Annotated in this window: 25 protein-coding genes; 16 read left to right on the top strand and 9 right to left on the bottom strand. The window is 53.9% G+C overall.

The window, feature by feature from the left end; all coding sequences use genetic code 11:
- The 3 genes from ABYA77_RS06250 to ABYA77_RS06240 all read right to left on the bottom strand — a co-directional run.
- Positions 1 to 581 (bottom strand): OmpP1/FadL family transporter (locus tag ABYA77_RS06250; protein WP_372965094.1); only part of this gene is annotated, 581 nt, incomplete at its 3' end.
- 109 nt (positions 582 to 690) lie between these two features.
- Positions 691 to 1,812, bottom strand: coding sequence for a PilT/PilU family type 4a pilus ATPase (locus ABYA77_RS06245; protein WP_372965093.1), 1,122 nt, complete (start codon positions 1,810 to 1,812; stop codon positions 691 to 693).
- Positions 1,813 to 1,850: 38 nt separating this feature from the next.
- Positions 1,851 to 2,885: a type IV pilus twitching motility protein PilT gene (locus ABYA77_RS06240; RefSeq protein ID WP_372965092.1), complete on the bottom strand. Its 1,035-nt coding sequence runs from the start codon at positions 2,883 to 2,885 to the stop codon at positions 1,851 to 1,853.
- Between the two features lie 52 nt (positions 2,886 to 2,937).
- Here ABYA77_RS06240 and ABYA77_RS06235 point away from each other — a divergent pair, with 52 nt between their 5' ends.
- From ABYA77_RS06235 to ABYA77_RS06190, 10 genes are all read left to right on the top strand, one after another.
- Positions 2,938 to 3,651 carry a YggS family pyridoxal phosphate-dependent enzyme gene (locus tag ABYA77_RS06235; protein WP_372965091.1) on the top strand — a complete coding sequence of 238 codons (714 nt, stop codon included), beginning with the start codon at positions 2,938 to 2,940 and terminating at the stop codon, positions 3,649 to 3,651.
- A 62-nt stretch (positions 3,652 to 3,713) separates the two neighbouring features.
- Entirely contained in the window at positions 3,714 to 4,547 is an 834-nt protein-coding gene (gene proC / locus ABYA77_RS06230; RefSeq protein WP_372965090.1) for a pyrroline-5-carboxylate reductase, read from the top strand.
- Positions 4,548 to 4,568: 21 nt separating this feature from the next.
- A complete protein-coding gene (locus ABYA77_RS06225; RefSeq protein ID WP_372965089.1) occupies positions 4,569 to 5,153 on the top strand; it encodes a YggT family protein in 585 nt (194 codons plus the stop codon).
- Positions 5,154 to 5,374: 221 nt separating this feature from the next.
- Positions 5,375 to 7,339: a dynamin family protein gene (locus ABYA77_RS06220; protein WP_372965088.1), complete on the top strand. Its 1,965-nt coding sequence runs from the start codon at positions 5,375 to 5,377 to the stop codon at positions 7,337 to 7,339.
- Between the two features lie 164 nt (positions 7,340 to 7,503).
- Positions 7,504 to 8,652 (top strand): homoserine O-acetyltransferase, encoded by a 1,149-nt coding sequence (locus ABYA77_RS06215; RefSeq protein ID WP_372965087.1) that lies wholly within the window; start codon positions 7,504 to 7,506, stop codon positions 8,650 to 8,652.
- Positions 8,649 to 9,251 carry a methionine biosynthesis protein MetW gene (gene metW / locus ABYA77_RS06210; RefSeq protein WP_372965086.1) on the top strand — a complete coding sequence of 201 codons (603 nt, stop codon included), beginning with the start codon at positions 8,649 to 8,651 and terminating at the stop codon, positions 9,249 to 9,251. Before ABYA77_RS06215 ends, metW begins: the two co-directional genes overlap by 4 nt.
- Positions 9,251 to 9,700 (top strand): DUF4426 domain-containing protein, encoded by a 450-nt coding sequence (locus tag ABYA77_RS06205; RefSeq protein WP_372965085.1) that lies wholly within the window; start codon positions 9,251 to 9,253, stop codon positions 9,698 to 9,700. Before metW ends, ABYA77_RS06205 begins: the two co-directional genes overlap by 1 nt.
- 3 nt (positions 9,701 to 9,703) lie before the next feature.
- Positions 9,704 to 10,297 carry an RdgB/HAM1 family non-canonical purine NTP pyrophosphatase gene (gene rdgB, locus ABYA77_RS06200; protein WP_372965084.1) on the top strand — a complete coding sequence of 198 codons (594 nt, stop codon included), beginning with the start codon at positions 9,704 to 9,706 and terminating at the stop codon, positions 10,295 to 10,297.
- Positions 10,294 to 11,442 (top strand): radical SAM family heme chaperone HemW, encoded by a 1,149-nt coding sequence (hemW, locus tag ABYA77_RS06195; RefSeq protein ID WP_372965083.1) that lies wholly within the window; start codon positions 10,294 to 10,296, stop codon positions 11,440 to 11,442. The genes rdgB and hemW overlap by 4 nt, the downstream gene beginning before the upstream one ends.
- Positions 11,442 to 11,984, top strand: coding sequence for a hypothetical protein (locus tag ABYA77_RS06190; RefSeq protein WP_372965082.1), 543 nt, complete (start codon positions 11,442 to 11,444; stop codon positions 11,982 to 11,984). The genes hemW and ABYA77_RS06190 overlap by 1 nt, the downstream gene beginning before the upstream one ends.
- Positions 11,985 to 12,001: 17 nt before the next feature.
- Here ABYA77_RS06190 and trmB read toward each other — a convergent pair whose 3' ends face one another.
- From trmB to ABYA77_RS06175, 3 genes are all read right to left on the bottom strand, one after another.
- Complete coding sequence (gene trmB / locus ABYA77_RS06185; protein WP_372965081.1) at positions 12,002 to 12,727, bottom strand: tRNA (guanosine(46)-N7)-methyltransferase TrmB; 726 nt, start codon at positions 12,725 to 12,727, stop codon at positions 12,002 to 12,004.
- Between the two features lie 70 nt (positions 12,728 to 12,797).
- Complete coding sequence (locus ABYA77_RS06180; protein ID WP_372965080.1) at positions 12,798 to 14,333, bottom strand: YifB family Mg chelatase-like AAA ATPase; 1,536 nt, start codon at positions 14,331 to 14,333, stop codon at positions 12,798 to 12,800.
- A 64-nt stretch (positions 14,334 to 14,397) separates the two neighbouring features.
- Positions 14,398 to 14,649, bottom strand: coding sequence for an accessory factor UbiK family protein (locus ABYA77_RS06175; protein WP_372965079.1), 252 nt, complete (start codon positions 14,647 to 14,649; stop codon positions 14,398 to 14,400).
- Positions 14,650 to 15,031: 382 nt separating this feature from the next.
- Here ABYA77_RS06175 and glnK point away from each other — a divergent pair, with 382 nt between their 5' ends.
- Together glnK and ABYA77_RS06165 are read left to right on the top strand one after the other, a co-directional pair.
- Positions 15,032 to 15,370, top strand: coding sequence for a P-II family nitrogen regulator (glnK, locus tag ABYA77_RS06170; RefSeq protein WP_091997389.1), 339 nt, complete (start codon positions 15,032 to 15,034; stop codon positions 15,368 to 15,370).
- A 71-nt stretch (positions 15,371 to 15,441) separates the two neighbouring features.
- Positions 15,442 to 16,713 (top strand): ammonium transporter, encoded by a 1,272-nt coding sequence (locus tag ABYA77_RS06165; RefSeq protein WP_372965078.1) that lies wholly within the window; start codon positions 15,442 to 15,444, stop codon positions 16,711 to 16,713.
- A gap of 76 nt (positions 16,714 to 16,789) precedes the next feature.
- On the opposite strand, the gene speE is transcribed toward ABYA77_RS06165, so the two are convergent.
- Positions 16,790 to 17,671 carry a polyamine aminopropyltransferase gene (gene speE, locus ABYA77_RS06160; RefSeq protein WP_372965077.1) on the bottom strand — a complete coding sequence of 294 codons (882 nt, stop codon included), beginning with the start codon at positions 17,669 to 17,671 and terminating at the stop codon, positions 16,790 to 16,792.
- Between the two features lie 138 nt (positions 17,672 to 17,809).
- On the opposite strand from speE, the gene speA reads away from it, so the two are divergent.
- Complete coding sequence (gene speA, locus ABYA77_RS06155; RefSeq protein WP_372965076.1) at positions 17,810 to 19,720, top strand: biosynthetic arginine decarboxylase; 1,911 nt, start codon at positions 17,810 to 17,812, stop codon at positions 19,718 to 19,720.
- Here speA and ABYA77_RS06150 read toward each other — a convergent pair.
- Positions 19,705 to 20,895 (bottom strand): helix-turn-helix transcriptional regulator, encoded by a 1,191-nt coding sequence (locus tag ABYA77_RS06150; RefSeq protein ID WP_372965075.1) that lies wholly within the window; start codon positions 20,893 to 20,895, stop codon positions 19,705 to 19,707. The two genes, speA and ABYA77_RS06150, sit on opposite strands and share 16 nt — an antisense overlap.
- Before the next feature lie 230 nt (positions 20,896 to 21,125).
- Between ABYA77_RS06150 and ABYA77_RS06145 the strand changes: the two genes are divergently transcribed.
- From ABYA77_RS06145 to ABYA77_RS06135, 3 genes are all read left to right on the top strand, one after another.
- Positions 21,126 to 23,099, top strand: coding sequence for a hypothetical protein (locus ABYA77_RS06145; RefSeq protein ID WP_372965074.1), 1,974 nt, complete (start codon positions 21,126 to 21,128; stop codon positions 23,097 to 23,099).
- Positions 23,100 to 23,248: 149 nt separating this feature from the next.
- Complete coding sequence (tcdA, locus tag ABYA77_RS06140) at positions 23,249 to 24,055, top strand: tRNA cyclic N6-threonylcarbamoyladenosine(37) synthase TcdA (RefSeq protein ID WP_372965073.1); 807 nt, start codon at positions 23,249 to 23,251, stop codon at positions 24,053 to 24,055.
- Positions 24,056 to 24,076: 21 nt separating this feature from the next.
- Positions 24,077 to 25,936, top strand: coding sequence for a cation:proton antiporter (locus ABYA77_RS06135; RefSeq protein ID WP_372965072.1), 1,860 nt, complete (start codon positions 24,077 to 24,079; stop codon positions 25,934 to 25,936).
- A 20-nt stretch (positions 25,937 to 25,956) separates the two neighbouring features.
- On the opposite strand, the gene ABYA77_RS06130 is transcribed toward ABYA77_RS06135, so the two are convergent.
- Positions 25,957 to 26,937, bottom strand: coding sequence for an NADP-dependent oxidoreductase (locus ABYA77_RS06130; protein ID WP_372965071.1), 981 nt, complete (start codon positions 26,935 to 26,937; stop codon positions 25,957 to 25,959).
- Positions 26,938 to 26,984 lie beyond the last annotated feature (47 nt).

Below are 26,984 nucleotides of genomic sequence, written 5' to 3'. Positions count from 1 at the left end.
TCCTGATATTTGGACAGCCGGCCCTCGGCGTACATGATATTCAGAGCCACCCCCATAGACAGACCTTTACCATTGTTGACAGATACCGCCGGGGTAAAGGAAATAGCGGTCAGTTCCGTCTTGTCCGCGAAGTAGCGGCCAGTAAAGTCATCGTCGTAGTCCGCAGCCAGGCCATAAGGCGCATGAATACCAAAGCCGACATCAATGGAATCACTCACTTCATGGGTAATATATACGTTCGGAAGTACTGCCAGATCGGCGATATCGCCACCGCCACTACCAGAGTATGGCTGCCCAAGGGAGTCGGTTGCCGAGTAACTGCCGGATTTAGCTTCGGCATCAATATCCAACACAGCAGCACCAAAGGAAATATTGGTGCCGGACAACTGGCTCATACCTGCCGGGTTGAACAGTACAGTTGTTGCGTTTTCGGAATTAGCGGCCATTCCTGCGTTGGCTGCGCCCATGGCGCAGGCGCATTGTTCGTTCAGGGAAAAGCCACCAGCCAGGGCGCTGACCGGTGCCGCCAGAGCGGCCAGCGATGCCATACGGACAGCGAGTGCAATTGGTGAGGATCTCATGTGCTACGTATCTCCTTATTAATTTGGGGCGGAGTATACGCAGCTCGGGGCAACAGCCTCAAATGCCAAACCTATTAATTAAGGCTGCTACCTAATTTGCGACTTTCGTCTAATCCTCCTGGATAGAAAGCTTGTCAACAGACGATGACAGCTTATCCGCCCCCCGGGCATCCGTACCCAGCTTGATCATCAGGCGCAAGTCGTTAGCTGAGTCTGCGTGAACGAGCGCATCTTCGTAGGTTATAGAGCCCTCTGCATAAAGCTTATACAGAGCCTGATCAAAGGTCTGCATGCCTGACTCGTTAGACTTCGCCATCAACTCTTTAAGCTTGTGCACTTCGCCTTTACGGATCAAATCAGCCACCAGCGGGGTATTAATCAACACTTCAATAACCGCTTTCCGGCCTTTACCATCAGGTGTAGGCACGAGCTGCTGCGCCACGATAGCCTTCAGATTGAGAGACAAATCCATCCAGATCTGGTTGTGCTGCTCCGGCGGGAAGAATTGGATAATCCGGTCCAGGGCCTGGTTGGCGTTGTTGGCGTGCAGGGTTGCCAGACACAAATGACCGGTTTCAGCGAACTGTACCGAATATTCCATCGTTTGCCGGGTACGCACCTCACCAATCAGAATGACATCCGGTGCCTGACGAAGTGTATTCTTCAGAGCAACTTCGAAGTTTTCGGTATCAATGCCCACTTCACGCTGAGTCACGATACAGCCCTGGTGCTGGTGGACAAATTCAATAGGATCTTCGATGGAAATGATATGGCCGCGGCTGTTCCGGTTTCGGTGGCCGAGCATCGCCGCCAGCGAGGTTGATTTACCGGTACCTGTCGCACCGACAAACATGATCAGGCCACGCTTTGTCATGGCCAGATCCTTTATGACTTCAGGCAAAGAGAGGTCATCGATCTGGGGAATTTTTACTTCGATTCGGCGCAACACCATCCCGCACAGATTACGCTGAAAAAAAGCGCTTACCCGAAAGCGCCCGATACCACGGGCACTGATCGCAAAGTTACATTCATGGGTTTCATCAAATTCAGCGCGCTGCTTATCATTCATTGCGCCGTATACGAATTCCCGCGTCTGTTCCGGTGTCAGGGCATTTTTAGTGACAGGCAGCACTTTGCCGTTCACTTTCATGCTGGGGGGAACGCCTGCCGTAATAAAGAGGTCTGAGCCTCCTTTCTCCACCATCAGCCGCAACAGCTTTTCAAATTCCATTTGTTTACCTATTCATCTCATTAACTTTTGACAGTAACTTAAAAGTTATCCGGCATTTTCGCTTTCAAACGTGCTGCCTCACGAGATATGAGGCCTTTCTTCAGCAATCCTTCCAGACACTGATCCAGTGTCTGCATACCCAGAGAACCCCCAGTCTGAATTGACGAGTACATTTGCGCGATTTTGTCTTCCCGGATCAAATTCCGGATCGCGGCAGTGCCAATCATGATCTCGTGGGCTGCAATTCGGCCACCGCCCATTTTTTTCATCAACGTCTGGGAAATAACAGCCTGCAGAGATTCCGAAAGCATGGAGCGAACCATGGATTTTTCTTCGGCCGGGAAGACGTCGACAACCCGGTCAATGGTCTTGGCGGCAGAAGTGGTGTGCAACGTGCCAAACACCAGGTGACCGGTTTCAGCCGCGGTCAGTGCAAGGCGGATAGTTTCCAGATCCCTCAACTCGCCCACCAGTATGATGTCCGGGTCTTCCCGCAGAGCAGAGCGCAAGGCTTCGTTAAAACCAAGCGTATCCCGATGAACTTCACGCTGATTAACCAGACACTTTTTGGATTCGTGCACGAATTCGATAGGATCTTCGATAGTAAGTACGTGCTCGTAGCGAGTATCGTTGATGTAGTCAATCATCGCAGCCAGAGTGGTCGATTTACCAGAACCTGTCGGCCCGGTGACCAACACCAGCCCGCGGGGAACTGAAGAAATATCCTTGAAAACCTGGCCCATGCCCAGATCTTCCATGGTGAGCACTTTCGAGGGAATTGTCCGAAACACGGCACCCGCGCCACGGTTCTGGTTAAAAGCGTTAACCCGGAACCGGGCAACTCCAGGCACCTCGAAAGAAAAGTCAGTTTCCAGGAATTCTTCGTAGTCCTTACGCTGCTTGTCGTTCATGATGTCGTAAATCAGCCCATGGACTTCTTTGTGTTCCATAGGTGGCAGGTTGATTCGACGGACATCGCCGTCAACACGAATCATGGGTGGAAGGCCTGCAGAGAGGTGCAAATCCGATGCACCTTGTTTGGCCGAAAAGGCAAGCAGTTCAGTAATATCCATAGGATTCCTCGGAAGGCTTTTTCTTTTAATTCATACGCGGCAAACTCACATTATGAGCAGCATAGCAGACAACATCAAAAGCGTAACCCGGCGCATACAAAAAGCAACATTGCAGTCCGGCAGGAAGCCCGACAGCGTAAAGCTACTGGCAGTCACCAAGACGCGGCCAGCCAAAGACCTGATGGCCGCTGCGGCGGCGGGGCAAATCGCTTTCGGGGAAAACTATCTGCAGGAAGCCCTGGACAAAATAGAAGCCCTGAAAACCGTCGACGGACTGGAATGGCACTTTATCGGGCCGATACAATCCAACAAAACCCGGCAGATTGCAGAAGCCTTCGCCTGGGTGCACAGCGTAGATCGACTGAAGATTGCCCGAAGGCTCAGCGAGCAGCGCCCCTGCAACCTGGGCCCTTTGAACGTATGCCTGCAGGTAAATATAAATGACGAAGAAAGTAAGTCAGGCTGCTCTTTAGGTGAGTTACCTGAGTTGGCCAGAGCCATCAGCGAATTGCCAAATCTAAGCTTACGCGGCCTGATGGCCATCCCTTCTCCGAATCAAAGCGAAGCAGACCTGCAAAAAAGCTTTCGCAGACTGGCTACCGCACTGGCAGACTTGAAAGAACAGCTGCCAGACTCCGGGAGTCTCGATACCCTGTCTATGGGCATGTCAGACGACCTTGAGCTGGCGATTGCCGAAGGCGCCACCTGGGTCAGAGTTGGCTCAGCAATATTCGGAGCCCGGCCAGCCAAACAGAGCCAGAGCTGAATCGTGTTGTTCCTGCTATTATCCTGAACGACGAATTAACCGAACAAGCATTGGAGTGAACCTTGAGCAAATCACCCACCATCTCGTTTATCGGCGCCGGCAACATGGCCAGTGCCATCATTGGTGGCATGCTGGACAACGGCTTCCAGGCTGCCAACATTTGGGTTAGCGCACCGGACGACAGCCATCTCCAGTCGGTTCGGAATCAATTCGGCGTGTACACCACGACGGATAACCGTTACTGCGCAGAACAAGCCGACATGCTTGTGCTTGCAGTGAAGCCCCAGGTCATGGCTGACGTATGCAAAGGTATTGCGCCTGTAGTGCAAAACACCCGGCCGCTTATCGTATCCATTGCCGCTGGTCTGACCGCTGAGACAATCGACGAATGGTTAGGCGGAGGGCTTCCTTTAGTGCGGGTCATGCCAAACACGCCATCTCTGGTCGGTAAAGGTGCGGCAGGCCTGTTTGCCAATGGAAGTGTGTCGGGCGACCAGAAAACCATGGTACAAACGGTTTTCGAAAGCATCGGCACGGCACTTTGGGTAAACAATGAGAACCTGATCCACAGCGTGACAGCACTTTCAGGCAGCGGCCCAGCCTACTTCTTCCTGATGCTGGAAGCTCTGGAAAGTGCCGCTACAGAAGCCGGCCTTGAGCCCGCCACAGCCAGAATGCTGGCGATTCAAACTATGGCCGGTGCGGCAGAAATGGCTGCTGGCAGCGAGCACGAACCCGCCCAGCTTAAGCGGAACGTAATGTCACCGGGAGGAACCACTGAGCGGGCAATCAACACCTTTGAAGAAGGCGGCATGAGAAACCTGGTAAAAAAAGCGTATGACGCGGCCTTCGAGCGTTCCCAGGAGATGTCCAAAGAACTGGCAGACAAACAGTAACCGTTAGGGAGACACAGCTTCATGCTGGCAGAAATTCTGATTACGATCCTGATGATCGCATCCACTTTCTATATGTCTGTGGTCCTGTTGCGATTCCTGCTCCAACTGGCCAGGGCTGATTTTTACAACCCCATTTCCCAGTTTGTTGTAAAGGCCACAAACCCGCCACTGAGGCCTCTGCGCAGGATCATTCCTGGCTGGGGAGGCATTGATGGCGCGGCATTGACACTGGCCGTTATTATCCAGGCAATCACCTTTTTCCTGATACTCTTGGTACTGAACGGCGGCATCCCGGCACTTAACCCACTAACATTGTTGGTGTGGGCCGTATTAAACGTACTCAGCCTGATCGTAAAAATCTATTTTTGGTCAGTGATCGCGGTGGTGGTTGTTAGCTGGATAGCTCCCCAGAGCGGGCACCCAGCCATTCAGCTGGTAGCCCAGATTACAGAACCCGTCATGCGACCGGTGCGCAACGTTATGCCATCAATGGGTGGCCTCGATCTCTCGCCGATTATCGTCTTTCTGATTCTCAACGTGCTTGACGTGGTTCTGAACCACATGAAAGTAGCCGCCGGAATGGGGTTCCTGGGTGCAGGAATGTAACCTGTGTCTCAAACGTACACTTCGTAACACAACAGCATAATATTAAACATCAGAAAGCCGGCAAATCAACCTGTTGATTTACCGGCTTTTTTCTTTTAAACCCCAATCTAATGCGGTATAGCTTCCGGAAACTCTCACATAAAAGAACAGACAATCACGTTATTATCACCTTCATTTAACGTGGGGCTAAACGCCCGAAAGCAGCGCTGAAGGATTGTCTAATGAGCCAGCAGGGAACTCTGTCGCAGCAGGTAGAAGCCTACCACGACTGGAAAAAAAATCTGATCCGCCAAATCGGTCGATACCGGCTATGGTTGCAGGACAATAATCTGTTCTCACAAGACATCAGCACCCGCATTCGCCACGGACTTGAACTGCTAATTGAAGACGAGCTGACCATTGCGTTTGTTGGCGAGTACTCCCGCGGAAAAACCGAGCTGATCAATGCGCTGTTTTTCGCCAGCTACGGTCAGCGATTACTGCCATCCCAGGCGGGGCGCACCACCATGTGCCCAACCGAACTGTTTTTCGACCGTAACACAAACCAGAGCTACCTCCTCCTCCTGCCCATTGAAACCCGCACCGGTGAGCTGTCCCTGCAGCAACAACACAAACTGCCGGACAACTGGGTGCGGCACGAGCTTGACGAGAGCAACCCCGAAGTCATGCGGGAAGTACTCGGGGAGGTCGCCCGGGTAAAAAGCGTTACCGTCAGTCAGGCCAGGAAACTCGGCTTTGATGAAGATATGCTGGAACAGGATCAGAGAACCCCGGGCAACGTTCTTGTACCAGCCTGGCGCAATGCTCAGATCAGTATTCGCCATCCTCTGTTTGAACGGGGCCTTCGCGTTCTGGACACGCCGGGCCTGAATGCCCTGGGCTCTGAACCGGAACTGACCATGAGCATGCTACCGCGTGCTCATGCAGTCATTTTTGTACTGGGCGCCGATACAGGTGTAACCGCCAGCGACATGGCTATCTGGAAAGAGCACATCAACACAGATCACGCCGACCATCGCGCGGGCCGGTTTGCAGTACTGAATAAAATCGATGTGTTGTGGGACGATTTACAGGGCGAAAAACACACGAAAGACTCAATTGAGCGCGTGCGAACCTACACGGCCGACCACCTCGGCATGCACCAACAAGATGTTATCCCTCTTTCAGCCAAACAGGGCCTGGTCGCAAGAGTCCGGAATGACGCCAACCTCTTCGATCGTTCAAACCTTGGCATGCTGGAAAACCTCATCGTTCAGCGTATTCTGACGCACAAAGAACAACTGATCACCCAGCACCTGATCAGCGACTTGCTAGGCATGCTGCAGAATAGCCAGGCCGCCATGCAATCCCGCCTGAAGGCCTTAGAGGAAGAGCACAAGGCCTGCTCCGGCGCCACCTTGGATAAGCCAGCACTGGGACGGCTCGCTGAACGAGCCCAAAAAGATTATGACTTTTACTACAAAAAGCTCATAACCCTGCGCTCTTCACGCCGTTTAATGGATTCACAGGGCCAGATTCTGAACAAGCTGGTCTGCGAAGAACGCTTTGAAGCCCACGCAGATAAGGTTCGCCACATCATGTCCAAGAGCTGGACCACAGTCGGCATGAGCCGGGCCATGGACCATTTCTTTGAACTATTGGAGAGTGATCTGACCAACCTGCTTGCTGAAGGCAAACTGGCAGAAAAAATGGTCGCCTCCATTTATCGGCGCTACAACGAGGATTCCCGAGCCCGACATCTGGAACCTATCCCCCTGCGCGCAGGGCGCCATGTCATTGCCATCCGGGAGCTTCGTAAAAAAGCCAAACGCTTCCGCATCAGCCCCAAAAACCTGATGTCCGAACAAACCCTGCTGGTTCGCCGGTTCTTCAACGTTATGGTCAGTGAGGCCCGCACGCTCCACGGTAGAGCAAGAAGTGATGTTGAGCGTTGGCCACAAGAAGCGTTGCTGCCAATCATCCAGTATTCCATGGAGCAGAAGCAGCTGCTTGAACACCAAATCCACAGACTACGGGACATGGTTCGCACCGACCGCGACAGCCGGGCTGAAAGAGAGCGTCTGGATAACTCTATCTCCGACTTGCGCAGGCAGCTGGAGCTGGCTGACACCATGATGCGCCATATTCGAAAACCCGCACCTACGACAATTCAGCAAAAAGTCGTCAACATCTACGGCACAGCATAAACGGTCTGTAGAGCTTCACGGAGCTCTACAGACCGTCACAACCGGTACGCGCCGGTTGCAGCAACCAACCCCCGCCTTTAAACTGTAGGGCCGGCGCCGAATTCTGCGCCACCCAAGGCCTGTGGCCTGACACATGTGGACCGGACCAGGAAATCAACACGCTCATGCCCGACTCCCTGCCCGCGGATTCCGTGGGCCTAGCTCGCCCTGAAACCATACACTTTGGCACCCCCATTGAACTGGCGTGTGGCCAGTCTCTGGAAAGTTATGACCTGGTGGTAGAGACCTATGGCACTCTGAATGCCGACGCCAGCAACGCTGTCCTTATTTGCCACGCACTTAGCGGCCATCACCACGCCGCAGGCTACCACTCGCTGGAGGATAAAAAACCAGGCTGGTGGGATAGCTGCATAGGCCCGGGGAAGCCCATCGACACAAATCGCTTTTTCGTCGTCAGCCTGAACAACCTGGGGGGCTGCCACGGCAGTAGCGGCCCGAATTCCGTAAACCCAAATACCGGCAAACTCTACGGCCCCGACTTTCCTGTTGTCACGGTTGCCGATTGGGTTAAAAGTCAGGCTCAGCTTGCAGACCACCTGGGTATAGAGCAATGGGCTGCAGTTGTTGGTGGTTCTCTGGGTGGCATGCAGGCGCTGCAATGGAGTCTGGATTACCCGGATCGTATTCGGCATTCAGTCATTATTGCGTCTACACCCAGACTGACCGCACAGAACATCGCCTTTAACGAAGTGGCTCGCCAGGCCATCACTTCTGATCCGGATTTTCATGAAGGCCGCTACTATGAGGCCGACACCCTGCCGAGGCGTGGGCTGATGCTGGCACGAATGGTGGGCCACATCACCTACCTTTCGGATGCATCCATGGGCGAAAAGTTTGGCCGCGAGCTCAGGGAAGAAGCCTATAAGTTCGGTTACGATGCGGAATTTCAGGTAGAAAGCTACCTGCGTTATCAGGGTGAGCGCTTCTCTGAAAGCTTCGACGCCAACACATACCTACTGATGACCCGTGCTCTTGACTATTTTGACCCGGCGTATCAGTTCGGCGGCGACCTTGCCAAAGCCCTCGCCCCGGCTCAATGCGAATATCTGGTGCTGTCCTTCAGCACAGACTGGCGCTTCTCGCCGGCCCGTTCCGAGGAAATGGTGAATGCCATGATTTCCGCCCGAAAGAAGGTCAGTTATGCGGAAATCGATGCCCCCTGGGGCCATGATGCATTCCTGATCCCCACGCCCAGATACACCGAGGCCTTTACCGCGTATATGGATCGGGTCGCAAGGGAGGTGGAAGCATGAGAGCTGACTTAGAAATCATCCAACAGTGGGTTCAGCCTGGCCACCACGTTTTAGACCTGGGCTGCGGTGATGGCACTCTCCTGCACTTTCTGCAGCAGCAACGCAATGCCACCGGGTTCGGGCTGGAGATCAACCCCGATCACATCACCACCTGCATGGGGAAAGGCGTAGCTGTCATCGAACAGAACCTGGATACCCAGGGGCTGGAAAACTTCGACGACGGCATGTTCGACATTGTCCTGATGACACAGGCCTTGCAAGCCGTCAGGCGGCCCGACAAAGTTATTGATGAAATGCTTCGGGTTGGCCGAGAAGGCATTGTCACCTTCCCCAACTTTGCTCATTGGCGTTTACGCTGGGGGCTGACCCTCAGCGGCCGCATGCCGGAGTCAGATGCACTACCCTATAAATGGTACAACACACCAAACATTCGCCTTTGCACCTTCAAAGACTTTGAAGCACTGTGCCGGCAAAAAGGCATCCGCATCAAAGGTCGCCGGGTAGTCGACGACCAACACCAAAACAGTTGGCTGGCCCGGATATGGCCCAATCTACTGGGTCAAATTGCGATCTATCGAATCACACGGGAGAACACCTGATGATTATTCGTTCTGTCACCAGTTTTATCGCACTCGCCTTCGGGATGATGCTGATCGCCAGCCAAAGCCACGCTGGCGAGAAAGATTTCGGTAAATATCAGGTCCACTGGAGTGTGTACCCCAGTACCTTTCTGACGCCAGAAGTCGCCCAAGCCAATAACCTGCAGCGCAGTAAAAGTATTGGCATCGTCAACATATCGATCATGACCAGCGATGAATACGGTCAGCCCCGGCCGGTGAGTGGTCAGGTAGAAGGCCAGGTCTCCAACGACATTCAGCAGGTTGATTTTCTGGCATTCCGTCGTATCCAGGAGGGCGATGCCGTTTATTTTATCGCCCAGTATCAATACCGTCCCGGTGACCTGAGAACCTTCAACATTACGGCAAGACCCATAGGCCACCCACAAGACCTGAAGGTACGCTTCGCCCATACACTGTTTAACGACTGAATCATGCAGCAAAAACTCGTTATCGCCAGTAATAACAAAGGCAAAATTGCCGAATTGACCGAACTGCTCAGCCCATTGAGGCTTACACCCACTGCTCAGGGAGAGCTGGGGGTAAGTGAAGCGGAAGAACCGGCCGTCACCTTTGTTGAAAATGCCATTCTGAAGGCTCGCCACGCGGCCCGGGAAACGGGACTACCGGCACTGGCTGATGACAGTGGTTTAGCGGTTGATGCCCTGGGTGGTCAGCCCGGGGTACGCTCCGCCCGGTATGCGGGTGCCAACGCAACCGACGCAGACAATGTTCAAGCCCTGCTGGAAGCTATGAAAAACATCCCTGAGCCGGAACGCCGGGCACAGTTCCACTGTGTTTTGGTTTACCTGCGCCATGCTGATGATCCAACACCGGTGATTTGTCATGGCCGCTGGCCTGGTAAAATTCTTACCGCAGCCCGTGGTGAAGGTGGATTTGGTTATGACCCGGTATTTTTCTCCCCGGAATATGGCTGCAGCGCAGCCGAACTTACCCGAGAGCAGAAAAGCCGCATCAGTCATCGGGGCCGTGCCCTTGCAAGCCTGCTGGAACAACTGAGGGCATGACCGCCACGCCCGCCGTAACGGTCTACCCGCCTCTTAGCCTGTACATCCACGTGCCCTGGTGCGTGCGCAAGTGCCCATACTGCGACTTCAACTCTCACGCAACTCGCGGGGACATCCCAGAAAACGCCTACCTGTCAGCCTTACTGGAAGACATTGAGCACGATGTAAGCTTTGTTCGTAACCGGCCCATTCAAAGCATCTTCATTGGCGGCGGAACTCCGTCTTTAATGACCAGCAGCTTCTATCAGAAGCTGCTCGCCGCCCTTCGTGAAAAGCTGACATTTTCACCTGAGGCTGAAATCACACTGGAAGCCAACCCCGGCACCCTCGAAGAAGGCCGCTATGAAGGCTTTCGGCAAGCAGGCATCAACCGGCTATCCATCGGCGTACAAAGCTTTCACCCAGAACATCTTCAGGCACTGGGTCGCATTCACGACGCAGATGCCGCCCACCGGGCCATCGAATCCGCCAAAGCTGCGGGCTTTGACAACTATAACGTTGATTTAATGCATGGCCTGCCAGGTCAAACACCAGAACAGGCCATTGATGATCTAAAGCAGGCATTGGACCATAAACCCACGCATCTATCCTGGTACCAATTAACCATTGAGCCCAACACTGAGTTTTTCTCGCGGCCGCCCCACCTGCCAGATGACGACAAGCTCTGGGAAATCTATCGACAAGGCTCGGAGTTTCTCAGGGAGCAGGGTTTTGATGATTACGAGGTTTCTGCCTGGAGCCAGCCGGGAAGGGAAAGCCGCCACAACCTGAACTACTGGCGGTTCGGCGACTACCTGGCGCTGGGCGCAGGTGCACACGGGAAAGTCAGTCTGGCCGATGGCCGCATCATCCGTTACTGGAAAACCCGCCAGCCAGAGGCGTACCTGAACCGGATCGGTTCACGCACGGCCGGCAATGAAGAGATAGAACCTCAAGAACGCCCACTGGAGTTCATGATGAACGTACTGCGGCTCAAACAGGGCGTAGACGAAGACCTGTTCACCAAACGGACAGGTTTACCCTTGAGCTCAGTTGCGGTACAACTTAAACAATTACGCAACCAAAATTTGCTGGTCACGAACCGGATACAGACAACCGCACAAGGCCAGCGTTATCTGAACAGCCTGCTGGAGAAATTTCTCTGATGGACTCGGCTCAGTATCCGCCATTGAAGCCAATGCGTTTTCCCATAAAGGTATCAACGGTGCTCTGCATTGCGCTCCTGCTGATGCTTGTGGCGCTCAATCAACCGCTGAAAACACCGGCCGCTCCCCAAGGCATGATCAGCCTCCAGCTGTCAGGAACGGCTGAACAGGCTCAAGCGATACTGGCCAGCTGGCGCCACGAGAACCTCTCACTGGCCCGGCTGTCACTCTGGATCGACTTCCTGTTTATCGCAGCTTATTTGACAGTCCTGTTCCAGCTGACGCGACGTTTCACGGCCGACAGGCCTGGCGTTCGGGAAAAAATAACAGGACGCTGGATCCGATCTTTATTCATTATCGCGGCAGTCAGTGATGTAGGGGAAAATATCGTACTGCTGAATAATTTCAGTCCGCCAGACAACACTCTAAGCATGGTTGCAAGCATTCTGGCACTCGTAAAATTCACAGGCCTTTTACTGGGTGTGGCAGGTCTTGTCATTATCCGGGCTGCCCGCAGGCAGCCTTTGACTCCAGCCTCTTAAAATCAGAGTAAGACGCCTTAATTGGTGCGATAAAACAGCAAATCCCACACGCCGTGGCCAAGCCTTTCGCCGCGCTGTTCAAACTTGGTAATGGGACGATCTTCCGGGCGAGGTGAATAGCCACCCTGCTCTTGAGTGTTGGCAAACCCTTCCGACCCTTCCATAACTTCAAGCATGTGCTCGGCGTAATTTTCCCAATCCGTCGCCAGATGAAGAATGCCACCTACACGCAGCTTGTGACGAATTCGCTGAACAAACTCCAACTGAACCAGGCGACGTTTGTGGTGCTTCTTTTTATGCCAGGGATCAGGGAAGAACACCATCACTCTATCCAGCGAAGCATCCGGCAAGCACAGGTCGATAACGTCATTGGCATCGATGTTATAAATCCGGACGTTTTTCAGTCCGCGATCTTCAACCTCTTTAAGCAAAGCCCCTACGCCGGGCAAATGCACTTCTACGCCAATGAAATCCTGCTCCGGGGCGGCTTCGGCCATATCAGCCAACGATCGGCCCATTCCAAAGCCAATCTCCAGGTTCAGCATGCTCTCGCGGCCAAATACTTCACGGGGATCTATCACGCCGTCTTCCCGAGCAAGACCGTATTTAGGCCAACTCCGGTCAAAGGCTTTTTTCTGCCCCTCGGTCATCCTACCCTGACGCAACACAAAGCTACGCACTCCACGGCGAGTAGTTATCGGATTCTCACCCGTGGAATCTTGGGTTTCGTTCTGGTCGGCCATATGTTGTCCTCAACCGCCACTGCGGGCTTAATTACTGAAATTTCCACACAGTTTACCAGAGTCCGGCGCTTCAGGCGGAGATCAAAGAACCTTGCCCCTCCTGGCGATCCAATTGCCGATAACCCAGCGCCTCCATCAGGTGATGACGAGCCAGATTATCCTGCCCCTCCAAATCCGCCAGAGTGCGTGCCACTCGTAAAATCCGGTGCAAAGCCCGGGCAGACAAACCAAGTCGCTCCATTGCACTCGCCAGGAGCTTCTCACTGCCCGCATCAAGGCGACAGGCTTCATCCAGACCTTTTCCAGCCAGGGATGCGTTCAAACAACCTCGCTCAGTCTGGCGGGCCCTGGCATTCAACACCCGCGCTCTCACAACGGCACTACTTTCTCCAGGTTCACTTCGCCCCAACAAAACATCACCTGCCTGAACGGGAACCTCAACATGAAGATCGAACCGATCCAGCAAAGGACCAGATATTTTCGACCGATACCGCATTACCTGAGCTGGCGAGCACCGACATTCAATATTGGGGTGGCCACTGTAACCGCACGGACAAGGATTCATTGCCGCCACAACCTGAAATTTAGCCGGAAAAGTCACTTGCCGGGCCGCACGGCTGATGGCAATTTCACCGGACTCCATTGGCTCCCGGAGCACTTCCAGAACGCGACGTTCAAATTCAGGTAACTCATCAAGGAAAAGTACGCCTCGATGAGCCAGGGAAATTTCTCCAGGCCTAGGGCTACTACCGCCACCCACCAAAGCCACGGCAGACGCCGTATGATGGGGTGAGCGAAAAGGCGGCTGGCGCCACCCGCCCGGTTTTAATGGGTGCCCGGCCACCGAATGCACACTGGCCACTTCCATCGCGGCCGCATCATCCAGAGCCGGTAAGATCCCCGGCAACCGGCTTGCCAACATGCTTTTGCCCGTTCCGGGAGGGCCAAAAAAAAGAAGGTTATGTCCACCGGCTGCGGCCACCTCCAACGCCCTGCGTGGTACCTGCTGCCCCCGGACGTCTGAAAGGTCCGCCAAGGCATTCATCGACGATGATTGCCCTGCAGTTGCTTCAGGACGGGCCACCGGCACCAGTTTCGCCTTACCGGTAAGGTGTTCACAGACCGTCAGAATATGGCTGGCTGCCAACACATCGTTATTGCTCGCCAGTGCGGCTTCTTCAGTGTTGTCTTGGGGAATGAGGAGAGAACGCCCGGCTTCCCGGGCCGCCAGAACCGCAGGCAAAACCCCCTTCAGAGGGCGCAGCGCGCCATCCAGAGAGAGCTCCCCCATAAACTCCAGGCCTTTCAGGCTTTCTGCAGGAATCTGGCCCGAGGCAGCCAGAATACCCAACGCTATCGGTAAATCGAAACGCCCCCCTTCCTTGGGCAAGTCAGCAGGAGCAAGATTGATGGTTATTCGCCGGGCGGGAAACTCGAAGCCCGCATTGAGTAATGCGCTGCGCACCCGGTCTTTACTTTCCCTGACACCGGTTTCAGGTAAACCAACAATCGAAAGCGCCGGCAAGCCGCCGGACAGGTGCACTTCAACGGTAACGTCTGGAGCAGATACGCCAATACTGGCGCGGGAATGGACAATAGCGAGCATGGTCACCTTCCTTGGCGGGCTTGAGATCATCAGGGCGCATCCTGCGCCCATCAACATTAGCGATTTATGACTGAGATTTTTGTTCCAGTTCAGCTACCCGCTTTTCCAGCGCTTCCACTTTTTCACGGGTTTTCATCAACACGGCCTGCTGGGCGTCAAACTCTTCCCGGGTAACAAGTTCAAGCCGGGACAAAACAGACATCACCGTCGCTCGGGCCTGAGTTTCAAAATCTTCCCGGGCGGCGCGGGCCATATCCGGAACAAACTGGCCAAACTGACCTTGTAACTGCGCAAAAAAATCCTGGGGGCCCTTCATTTCATACCTCGTCAAATCAATCTTTCTGCTCAATCAGGCCGATAGCCCGCTGAATACTGTCGTAGCCGGGAGTGTAACACACCGCAGCCCCTGCCATACTGTACCCGGTCGGCATTATAATAGTTGTCGAATCGTGCCTGTTGGGCGCTCGACATTGTGTCAGAGTGGGGCACGACGCCCCAATATGGTGCAATCAGTTGCGCCATTCCGGAACAGGCAAAACCCAAGTCTTTGTTTTATAATTATTTTTTTGCGTTGGCACACACGATGCAATAGCTCTCGTACACAGTCCGCACAATTGATGTGCGAGGTGGCAGCATCCCGAACTCAACAACAGGCCCGCGGCCCTCAATGTTGAGATGGCTTTACCAAGGAGAAAGCAATGAAACTTGTGACAGCGATCATCAAGCCTTTCAAATTGGATGATGTCCGTGAGGCACTATCCGAGATAGGCGTGCAAGGCGTAACCGTAACGGAAGTTAAAGGTTTCGGGCGTCAGAAAGGCCATACCGAGCTCTACCGGGGCGCGGAATACGTGGTGGATTTCCTACCGAAAGTAAAGGTGGAAATTGCCATTGGCGATAACCTGCTAGACCAGGTTATCGAGTCCATCACCAAAGCAGCCAACACCGGAAAAATCGGGGACGGCAAAATCTTTGTAACCGAACTTCAACAAGCCATCCGAATCCGGACCGGCGAGACCGGCGAAGAAGCAGTCTGACGCCGGTCTAAACCCGGAATCAGCCAACGCAAAATTCAATTACCTGATGGGCCTTGTGCGGAGGGCTTCCTATGGAAAGTAATATCTTTCACCTGCAGTACGCTATAGATACATTTTATTTTGTAATATGCGGCGCATTAGTCATGTGGATGGCCGCTGGCTTCGCCATGCTGGAAGCAGGCTTAGTGCGCGCCAAAAACACCACTGAAATTCTCACTAAAAACGTTGCCTTGTTTGCGGTTGCCAGCACCATGTACATGGTGTGCGGCTACGCCATCATGTATGACGGCAATGTGTTCCTGTCCGGCATTGCCGACGTAGATGTCAACACCGTGCTGGGCGACTTTGCCAGCCGTGAAGACGGGTTTGAAGGAGGCTCTATCTACTCCGGTGCATCCGACTTCTTCTTCCAGGTGGTCTTCGTTGCCACTGCGATGTCTATCGTGTCTGGTGCCGTTGCTGAGCGAATGAAGCTTTGGGCGTTCCTGGCCTTTGCGGTAGTCATGACAGGAATCATCTACCCGATGGAAGGTGCCTGGACCTGGGGCGGTAAAGACGTGTTTGGCATGTATAACCTGGGCGACCTGGGCTTCAGCGACTTTGCCGGCTCAGGTATCGTACACATGGCCGGTGCCGCTGCCGCTCTGGCTGGGGTCATCCTGCTGGGTGCCCGTAAAGGCAAATACGGCTCTAACGGTGAAATCCGTGCCATTCCGGGTTCAAACATGCCGCTGGCCGCTTTGGGTACCTTGATCCTGTGGATGGGCTGGTTCGGCTTTAACGGTGGATCAGTGCTCAAACTCGGTGATATTGCCAGCGCTAACTCCGTAGCCATGGTCTTCCTGAACACCAATGCCGCCGCAGCCGGTGGTGCTATTGCAGCGTTGATTGTTGCCCGCCTGATGTTCGGCAAAGCTGATTTGACCATGCTGCTGAACGGCGCCATTGCTGGCCTGGTGGTCATTACCGCAGAACCATCAACACCAAGCGCTCTGATTGCGACCGTCTGGGGCGCGCTGGGTGGCGGCCTGGTGGTACTGAGCATCGTCGCACTCGACAAGCTGCGCATCGATGACCCTGTCGGTGCAATCTCTGCTCACGGTGTGTGCGGCTTCCTGGGTCTGATGCTGGTTCCGGTAACCAACAGCGATGCAGCCTTCAGCGGTCAGTTCATTGGCGCCCTGACCATCTTTGTCTGGGTGTTCATTGCCAGCCTGATTGTGTGGGGCATCCTGAAAGCTGTGATGGGCATCCGAGTCACCGCTGAAGAAGAGTATGAAGGTGTTGATCTTGCGGAATGTGGCATGGAGGCCTATCCGGAATTTGTCAACGGCAAGCAGTAAAAACATACCCGTAAGCAACAAGGGGCGCCGAAAGGCGCCCCTTGTTTTTTTGCAGACAGAAACAACGATATAGCGCTCATCCCTCTTCCGGGCGAACCTCATCTTCCAAAGCATCGATCATAAACTGCGGCATAGCCAAAGCTCCGTGGTGAACGCCAGAGTTGTAATAACGAGTGACAAAAGGACGATCATTAGCATCGGCTTCACGGAAGTACTTCAGAGGGTTGTCTTTGCTACCCATGGTGCAACTCCACCAACCTGTAGGGTACACCGGCTGCGGAAACGGCAGCGTCTGTACATGGCAAAAACCGGCCTTCCGCATATCCGTGTGAATATCCTTGATAATCGTGCCAGTATGGAGCAACGGAGACTCACTCTGCTGAACAATGATGCCTCCATCCCTGAGCGCCGCCATCGCATCACGATAAAAGTCCAGGGCAAACAGACCTTCAGCCGGGCCAACCGGGTCTGTACTGTCGATAATAATAAGGTCAATACTGTTCGGTTCTACTTCCCGCATCCACTGAATGCCATCGCCAAAGAAGAAGTTGGCTCGTGGATCGCTGTTAGCATCACACAGTTCCGGGAAGTACTGTTCCGATATGCGGGTTACCCGCTCATCAATTTCCACCTGCCAGGCTTCTTCCACACCCGGGTGTTTCAACACTTCTTTCAGCGTACCGCAATCACCACCGCCGACCACAACCACTTTCCTGGGGTCTTTGTGGGTGAACAACGCCGGGTGGGTCATCATCTCGTGGTACAGGAAATTATCACGGGTCGTGAGCATCACGCAGCCATCCAGAACCATCAGATTACCGAAGGTTTCAGTCTCGTAGATTTCGAGCTTCTGGAAGGGGGTCTTCTCCTCGTGGAGTTTGCCCTTTACCTGCAAGGAAAAGGCCGTGCCCTGGTCCTGAAATACTTCGGTAAACCAGCCTTCATTCAATGCTGTCATTTTCATCTCCAACTGTGTGCCGCTGCAACGCGCCCGGACATCTTCAAAGTGGCGTATTGTAGGGACACCAGTCACCTCCTACAATGCAGCCTGTAACGGTTTTCCCGCCGCACCGGGTTCCCTCACAGGATAGCAATAATGGCAGAAACTACAGCATCACAGGCCCACAGGGTTTATAACATCGCTCACTGGAGTGACGGGTACATCTCCGTCAATGACCAGGGTGAAGTCGAAATCTGCCCGGACCGGGGCCGAAGCCTGGCCCACATCAATCTGCCACAACTCACCCAGTCACTCACCGAGGCAGGCCTTGCGCTCCCCATACTGGTACGTTTTACCGATATTCTGCATGACCGGGTCAACAAACTCTGCGGCGCATTCAACAAGGTTACGGAAGAGCACGGCTACCAGGGACGATACACCGCCGTTTACCCTATAAAAGTGAACCAACAGCGCCGGGTAGTAGAAGAACTCGTGGCGGCTGAGCCTGCGGCCTCTGCCAATCAGGTTGGCCTTGAAGCTGGCAGCAAGCCAGAACTCATGGCCGTGCTCGCTCTTTCACGCAAACCAGGCTCGGTGATTGTCTGTAACGGCTATAAAGATCGTGAATATATCCGTTTGGCACTGATCGGCCAGAAGTTGGGCCACCGGGTGTTCATTGTCGTTGAGAAGCAGTCCGAACTGCCGCTGATTCTGGAAGAAGCAAAAAGTCTCGAAGTGTCCCCACTGATTGGCGTACGCGCACGGCTCGCCACTATTGGCAAAGGAAACTGGCAGAACACCGGCGGTGAGAAATCCAAATTCGGGCTGTCCGCCAGTCAGATACTGGATGTTGTGGCAACCCTGAAACAGGCCGGTGCTCTGGAAACGCTGCAACTGCTGCATTTTCATTTAGGCTCTCAGATAGCAAATATCCGGGATATACAGACCGGGTTACGGGAGTGCGCCCGTTTCTACAGTGAACTGCATCAACTCGGCGCCCCCATTGGCACCGTGGATATCGGCGGCGGCCTGGGGGTGGATTACGAAGGCACCCGGTCTCGCAGCAGCTGTTCAATGAATTACACGGTCTTTGAATACGCCTACAATGTGGTACACGTGCTACAGACAGAATGCGACCGACTGAGCATTCCCCACCCGGATCTGATCAGCGAATCCGGCCGGGCGCTGACCGCGCACCACTCTGTGCTGATCACCAACGTGATCGACCGGGAAACACCGGATTACCGCGAAGTAACGGAGCCCGCGCCGGATGCTCCCTCCCAGCTCCTGGATCTCTGGCGCAACCTGAAGAGCCTGCAAGACGCAGACTCTCCCCGCTCCTTAGCAGAAATCTATCACGATGTGCTGCACGCCATGACCGATGTACACGCCCAGTTTGCCCACGGCCTGCTGTCTTTACCTGAACGTGCGCAGGCTGAAACAGCCTATACCCGCTGTTGTCGATTGTTACGAGGTCAGCTAGACAGCGCTAACCGCGTCCACCGGGAAATCATCGATGAATTGAATGAAAAGCTGGCCGAGAAGCTGTTCGTAAATTTCTCTCTGTTCCAGTCTCTGCCAGATGTCTGGGGCATTGACCAGATTTTTCCAGTCATGCCAATCAACGGTCTGAATCGCCCACTGAACCGTCGCGCAGTTATTCAGGACATTACCTGCGATTCAGACGGGCGCATCGATCAGTATGTGGATGGTCAGGGTATTGAAACCACCCTGCCCTTGCCCGAGCACGACCCGGAAACCCCCCTGCTGATGGGATTCTTCATGACCGGTGCCTACCAGGAAATTCTGGGTGATATGCACAATCTGTTCGGTGACACCCACTCTGTGGATATACGCCTCAACGATCACAATGAATACATCATTGGCGAACCTATCACCGGGGACAGCGTGGCCAAGGTACTACAATATGTGAACTTCGAACCCGCCAGCATTCTGCGAGCTTACCAACGCAAGTTCCAGGCAAGCAGCCTGCCCCCGGAGCTGCAAAAACAGCTGTTAACCGAATTGTCTGCCGGGTTGCAAGGCTATACCTATCTTGAAGAGTAATGCCCAGGTAACACACAAAGCACGGACGTCAGAGCTCTGGTAAGCAGTGCGACCAGCTCACTCTGGCGACGTGTAGAGGTTTTTCGAAACACATTATTGAGGTGATACTTGACCGTCTCCCGTGAGCGCCCGGACATTGCTGCGATCTCCGGCAAACTCCGCCCCTCAATCAGTGCCGAAGCGATGGCAGCTTCTGCTTCCGTCAGGCCGAATAACTTCTGAATCCATTCGTTTTCGATGTTCGGGCAACAACTCCAGTCATGTAATGTAACCAGCGCTCCCTGGGTCATACCCCCGGCATCAGTTTCTTCCGACAAAGGCATTACAACCAGCGTAACGCGCTCTTGCCCTTGCTCCAGACTGAGCACCTGACCCTCAAGATTTCTCCCGGTAACTGAAGCCTCAACCGCCGATGAGAGCAGGGCCGAAAACTGTCGGGCACTGTCGTTGCCGTATGCGACCAGCATGTTGTCATCATTCAGACGCAACCCCACATCTTTTGCCAAAAAGTCATCCGCCCTGGCATTTCGGAAAACCACCTGGAAAGACGCATCGCAAATGATGATCCCTGAATTGACACGATCCAGTGCCAGACGTTCAACACTCGAACCAATACGTTTCTGCATCAACTGGGTATACAGGCTGACGGCGCGATGCAGATGGGGCAAAAACCCATCAAATACCTGCAACTCTCCATAACTGAAGGCAGGTTGATCGGACGAACGCTGAATTCCGAAAAAGTTCAGATAATGCCCTTCCATATAGACTACGGCACCCGCAGCGTCAGTGGCGCCATAGCTCTGCAACCACTCCTTCGCCTGGGTTTTGCTTCGCAGGCGCTGACCATCCAACCCAAGGTCCAGGTTACTGGCAACAAACCGCCACTCTCCACGGTGATAGACTGACATAGCACGTTCAACCAGAACATCGCAGTGGGCAACATGCTCAGAGTAAAAGCGCAGGGACTCCTCCGGAATGTTCACTGTCCAGGCTCCGAGCAGTGAGCTCTCTGCCGTGTTATAGATCGCAAACGTCGCGCTGTGGCCCTGAAATATCTGAACGAAACGGCGCAAAAACGGAAAGAATCCCTGTTCGGCAGTTACGGCATCGTAGATCAGGCCAATCAGTTCGTGGTACTCATGGTTAAAGAACGCTTTAGGGTCGGGGAGGTTCACCGCAGACGGCTCTCGTGCTGTTTATAACGTATAAGTTAGTGTAGGTGTATGAAATGTTCCACCCTGATACCGTTACACATTAACTACAAAACACACGGCACTCCCCCCCCAAACGGGGGGGGCGCCGCCACGCTCTCCTTGCTATACATCAATAACCCTTCTTCAGGGGCCTTCGGGCGGGGCCGGATTCATGCAGCGAACCGGTCATTTCATTGAACCAAGGAGTTGTTATGAATCATCTAAAAAAACTGGCTCTAGCGCTGGCCGTATCCTCTACGGTGGCCATCACCGGATGCAGTAACAGCAGTGGTAGCAGTGCACCCTCAGGAGAAACGATTTCAGGCACCGCAAGTGCTCCTGGCGGCGTGATTGCCAGCCTTGTGCAACCAACCGTTTTCGACATTGCGCTTAACTTTGTTGTATCACCAGTGGCTGCAGCCATCACCGGACTCGAGCCCATTGAAGGCGCCAAAGTAGAGCTGATTCGGGTCGATGACGAAGGTACCCAGATCGGTGATGTTCTCACAAGCACCACTACCTCAGTCACCGGCGATTACACTCTGACGCTCCCTGAGAACGTTAATCTTGCCGGTAACCTGATCGTTCGCATTACCGGGAGGAACAACCAACAACTACGTGCACAAGTTGTCGAGAAAAACGTTGATATCAGCCCAGTCTCTGAGTTCGTACTTCGCAAATTTATTGAAACAGGTGCGGATCTCGATCAGTTGATTGTCACGGATGTGGTCAAACTTAGTGGAAGGGTGGAAGAGTTTGACATGACGGCCGGCGCAAATCTGGACGAAATGTTCGACACCCTGGAACGTGAGATTGGCGATTTCGTGGAAAATGAGGTCGCCGTGGTTGCCGGAGGCAAAGGCGAGGCTGGAACAATCACTGGTGAATACCGCAGTGTCGCCTTTGCCCTGCAACTGCACGATTCCGATAACAACGATCCCGGCACCTATGCTCACGACCTGTGGACTAACGGTTTCCGATTCGAGGACGGCGGCGAGAATATTGTCAACATTACTCTTGGGTACGAAGATACTGTCTATGGCAGCATGAGTGGAACATCCATAGCCAACGCACCATGGCTGAATCATGTGGCAGAATTCGAAGAAGATATTGACGAGACCTTTAGCGGCAGACTCACGCAATCCGGCATTCTTGCCGTTGAGGGCGAGTTTGAGGAAGAGATCGATGACGATACCGGATGGCGCTGGCCAGCACAAACCTACAGTCTCGTGCAGGCTGGTGAGCGAGGTTTGTTTATCAATCAACCAAATGAAGCCAGTGTTCGCTATGCGGTGATCGATACCAACGGCGATGACGAACCAGATGCCGTCGATCCGGATCAAAAGCTGGGCGATGAAGTTTCTCGATCATTTGAGATCTTTGCGCGGCTACCCACGAACTTTAAGGACAGCGACCTGTCTGGGGAGTTCGGTCGGGTTTATATCGCCTCTGGCATCAACGACGGAGAACTGCGCCTTACAACCGAGGTGAACACACTGACCTTTCCAGGCGATGGTAGCTTTGACTATACAGAGGTTAGCGAAGGCCACGGACACGAGATCAGCCTCTCCGCTACCGGCCCCGACTACACCCCACTTACCGACCCGGCGAGCTCCGGAACACTCGTAATCAATAGCTCCGGCGATATCACAGAAATCAGTGACGAACCCGCAGATGGATTTATTAACGACGAGGGAGATTTCATTGCCATTTGGGGCGGCGATGGCGAGTTTGACAGTTATTCTGAAGCTGATCTGACCCTGATGACCAAACTGGCCGCCGATGGTGCACCCAGCGTGGCCGGTAAACAATACAGAATGCAGCTTGTTTCCATGGCCCTGGGTAACCAGGAACGTTTTCTGCTCTCCAGCAGTAAGTTCAATACCTTTCTCGAGATGAGCAGTGAAACCGAAGGCACGGTCAATGGAAATATTCTGGAAATTGAGAAAGCTGGCCTGGCCGGCCAGTTATCCGTGTCAACCGATTCCGTTGAAGACGCAAACGCCTTCGTCAGTATCGAGCCTAACGGTGCAACAACAGTAACCATCAGTGATACTGACGGTTCGACAACTCTGGACGGGTTCTTCAATGCAGACGCCACTATCGGATTGTTTGCACTGCGCTGGGCCCCAACCAAGGGCAATCCGGATGAACTCGGGCTCGTAATCTTAACTGAGACCAAGTAACTCCTAATCCGCAACAAGCGGAAGCAACCCATCAAGCGGACTCAAATGAGTCCGCTTTTTATTCCTGCTCTACATGGCCGCTGGTTGCCAGGCTGCTGTACAATCGTCCCCGAACCGTTATTGAACTCTTTGCCTATCGGGAAGCCTCCATGGCAGGAAACACGCCACAAACCGACGACTACAACTTCCGTTTCGGCGGTATCGAACGACTCTATGGCCGCAAAGCTCTGGCGGCCTTCAGAGACGCCCATATTGCTATTGTGGGCCTCGGCGGAGTTGGTTCCTGGGCTGCTGAGTCACTGGCACGAAGCGGTATCGGAGCCCTGACCCTGATCGATATGGATGACATCTGTGTCTCCAACACTAACCGTCAATTGCACGCATTACAGGGCCACTATGGCCAGACCAAAACCGATGCTATGGCAGAACGCTTGCGAGCAATTAATCCCCATGCAGACATCAGAGTACACTTTGGATTTCTGACCACCAAAAATGTGGAGGAACTGATTACCGGTGACATGACCGGCGTGGTGGACGCCATCGACAGCGTAAAAGCCAAGGCTGCACTGATTGCACACTGTCATCGGCGGAAGATCCCCATTGTTTGTGCGGGCGGGGCCGGTGGCCAGATGGACCCGACCCAGATTCAAGTCGCAGACCTCAGCAAAACCACTCAGGACCCTTTGCTGGCCAAGGTTCGTAATATGCTGCGTCGGGAATATAACTTTTCTCGCAATCCGAAGCGGCGTTTTGGCATCGAGGCAGTATACTCACTGGAACAGCTGACCTACCCGGCTCCTGATGGCGAGGTCTGCCACCAAAAACCAGCCACTGAAGGCCCGGTCCGGCTTGATTGCGCCTCCGGTTTTGGTGCCGCCAGTCCTGTCACTGCCAGTTTCGGTTTTTTTGCAGCCTCCAGGCTACTGAACCGAATAGCCCGCCGGGCCAACCTCTAATTTAATCAACTGGAAGCCCTTATGGCCGCAAGCACAGCTCTGATTCTCGCCGGTATCGGCGTTACCTCGTTGTTTTGCCAATGGCTGGCATGGCGACTACGCATGCCAGCGATCCTGTTCCTGTTGGCGGGGGGCATTATTGCAGGGCCAATGCTCGGTTTTCTGCAACCGGCCGAGGTGTTTGGCGACCTGCTGTTTCCTCTGGTCTCTCTGGCAGTAGCCATCATTCTGTTTGAAGGCAGCCTGACTCTGCGTTACGAAGAGATTAAAGACCACGGCAATATGGTGCGAAACCTGATTCCAGTGGGCTCACTGGTCACCTGCACCATTGGCACCCTTTCAGCGCACTGGGTTCTGGGTGTTTCCTGGGAGGTCGCATTATTGTTTGGCGCCATCTCAGTCGTAACGGGCCCTACCGTTATAGCTCCACTGTTAAGAGCCGTGCGGCCAACAGCCAAACTTTCCAATATTCTTCGCTGGGAAGGCATCATCATTGATCCCGTGGGAGCACTGCTGGCGGTGCTGTTTTTTGAAGGCATCGTGTCGTGGGGCCAGGGCAATGTCTTCGGCCACTCGCTTTATATTTTCGGGAAAACCCTTCTGGTGGGTTTCCTTATTGGTGCTGCTGCTGGCTACCTGAACGGCCTTGCGCTACGGAAACACTGGCTTCCCCAATACCTGCATAACGCAGGCACACTAACCTTCATGCTCGGTGTTTATGCTATATCCAATGAGATGGCCCACGAGTCTGGCCTGTTAACAGTAACCGTCATGGGCATCTGGATGGCCAACATGAAACAGGTGCCCGTTGATAGCATTCTGGAGTTTAAGGAATCTCTGAGTGTTCTGCTGATCTCAGCCTTGTTCATCATTCTGGCCGCACGGGTTGAATTTGCAGCCATAGCGGATCTTGGCTGGGGCCTGATCGCCGTGCTGGCGTGCCTTATATTCATCGCCCGCCCCATCAGCATTTTCCTGTCGGCCGTTGGCACATCCCTGAGTCTGCGAGAAAAGCTGTACCTGAGCTGGATTGCACCGAGAGGTATTGTCGCGGCAGCCGTTTCCGCACTCTTTGCGTTCCAACTTGAGCGGCTGGGATATGACGGTGCCGAAGCGTTGGTGCCGCTGGTATTCATGTTGATTATCGCAACCGTAACACTGCAAAGCCTGACGGCTCGCCCAATGGCTGAGTTTCTCGGCGTGAAAGAGCCGCCCGCGCACGGTTTCCTTATTCTTGGCGCCAACCCGATAGCCCGGCTGATTGGCCAATCGCTAAAAAAACACGATATCCCCATTGTTCTGTCAGACACCAACTGGGAAAACGTACGTCAGGCTCGAATGGAAAACTTGCCGGTATACTTTGGTAACCCCGCCTCTGAGCATGCAGCCACCCACATGGATCTGAACGGGATAGGCAATTTGTTGATTCTTTCGCCCTACAAGCAGATGAACAGCTTGGCCACGTACCACTTTATGGACTGGTTCGGCGACGATTCTGTGTTTGGCTTGATGGAAGGTGACCAGGATCAGAAAGCCAGATTGCAGACTGCCAGCAAGGTGCAGAACACACGTGGCGTCTTCGACGGTGTAAGCTACGCCAAGCTCGCCAGCCTGGTCAGCCAGGGTTATAGCGTAAAGACGACCCAATTAAGTGAAGAGTTCAGCTACGAGCAGTTTCTGGAGCAATACCAACAGCAGGCGCTTGTCCTGTTCGTTATCGATAGCAAGGAACACATCTATCCGGTGAAAGATATGGAAACTCTCGAACCGGACAACGACTGGGTACTCATTAGTCTTGTACCGCCACAGCCCCAAAAAGAGAGGAAAGAGCGAGAAAACGGCGCCAGCAGTCAGGAAGATGCCAACGCCTCAACCAATTAAAAGATCAAAGCCGGGGTCAGTTAACGGCAATCGAGCACCAGCTTGCCCCGGACGTGCCCCGCTTCCAGCAGATCATGGGCTTCTCCAGCCTGCTCCAGCGGAAACACTTGGTCTATGTGTACGCGAATATCGCCATCTTCAATCAACTCAGCGATTTCTTCCAGATGGAACACATCAGGCCGGGTGCGCATGCCGTGAGCCCGGACTCCCAAAGCCTCGGCCGCACTCACCACTTCGTCCGCGGTTACAGTCGGGATGGTGACTAACACGCCAGTATCCGAGAGCGTCTTCAGGGAGCGTTTCCCGGCTTCACCGCCCACCAGATCCAACACCACATCCAGTCCGAAACATTCTTCAGCGACATCCACAGTGTTGTAATCAATCACCTCATGAACACCAAGTTCCGACAGGAAGTCCCGGTTCCGTGCGGAAGCTGTTGCAATAACATGCGCGCCTTCGGCCAGCGCAAACTGAACCGCAAAGTGACCTACGCCTCCTGCGCCAGCATGTATCAGAACTTTCTGTCCAGACTTCAGCCGGGCCACTTCAAATAAAGCCTGCCAGGCGGTTAATGCTGCCAGAGGGACCCCTGCAGCCGAGAGCAAATCAAGCTCTGCCGGCACAATCGCCAGCTCATCAGCCCTGGCAATAGCAAACTGTGCATTGGCTCCGCCAGAGGTGGGGAAACCAATCATGCCCATGACACGATCTCCCGGGGCGAGGGTCGTGACATCATCTGCCACCTCCACAACTTCACCCGCAGCATCGTACCCGGGACTCCAGGGCAGTTTATTTTCCAACTGGCTTGCGACAAACCCCATACCCCGGCGGGTTTTCCAGTCAATGGGATTAAGCCCCGCACCGTGAACGCGAATAAGAACCTCACCGTCTCCGGGCACAGGAACCGGACATTCGGTGACCTGTAATACATCACTGTCGCCAAACCGGTCATAGACCACTTGTCGCATGGTCGAGGCTTCCGTTAATTCTGAGGGTTCCATAGGAATTTCCACACAGTAGTGTATCGGCGCCCAAAAGGCAGTGTCTT

It is taken from the genome of Marinobacter sp. (assembly GCF_041595835.1).
Classification (GTDB): Bacteria; Pseudomonadota; Gammaproteobacteria; order Pseudomonadales; family Oleiphilaceae; genus Marinobacter.
This window is presented reverse-complemented; position numbering and strand designations above follow the sequence as displayed.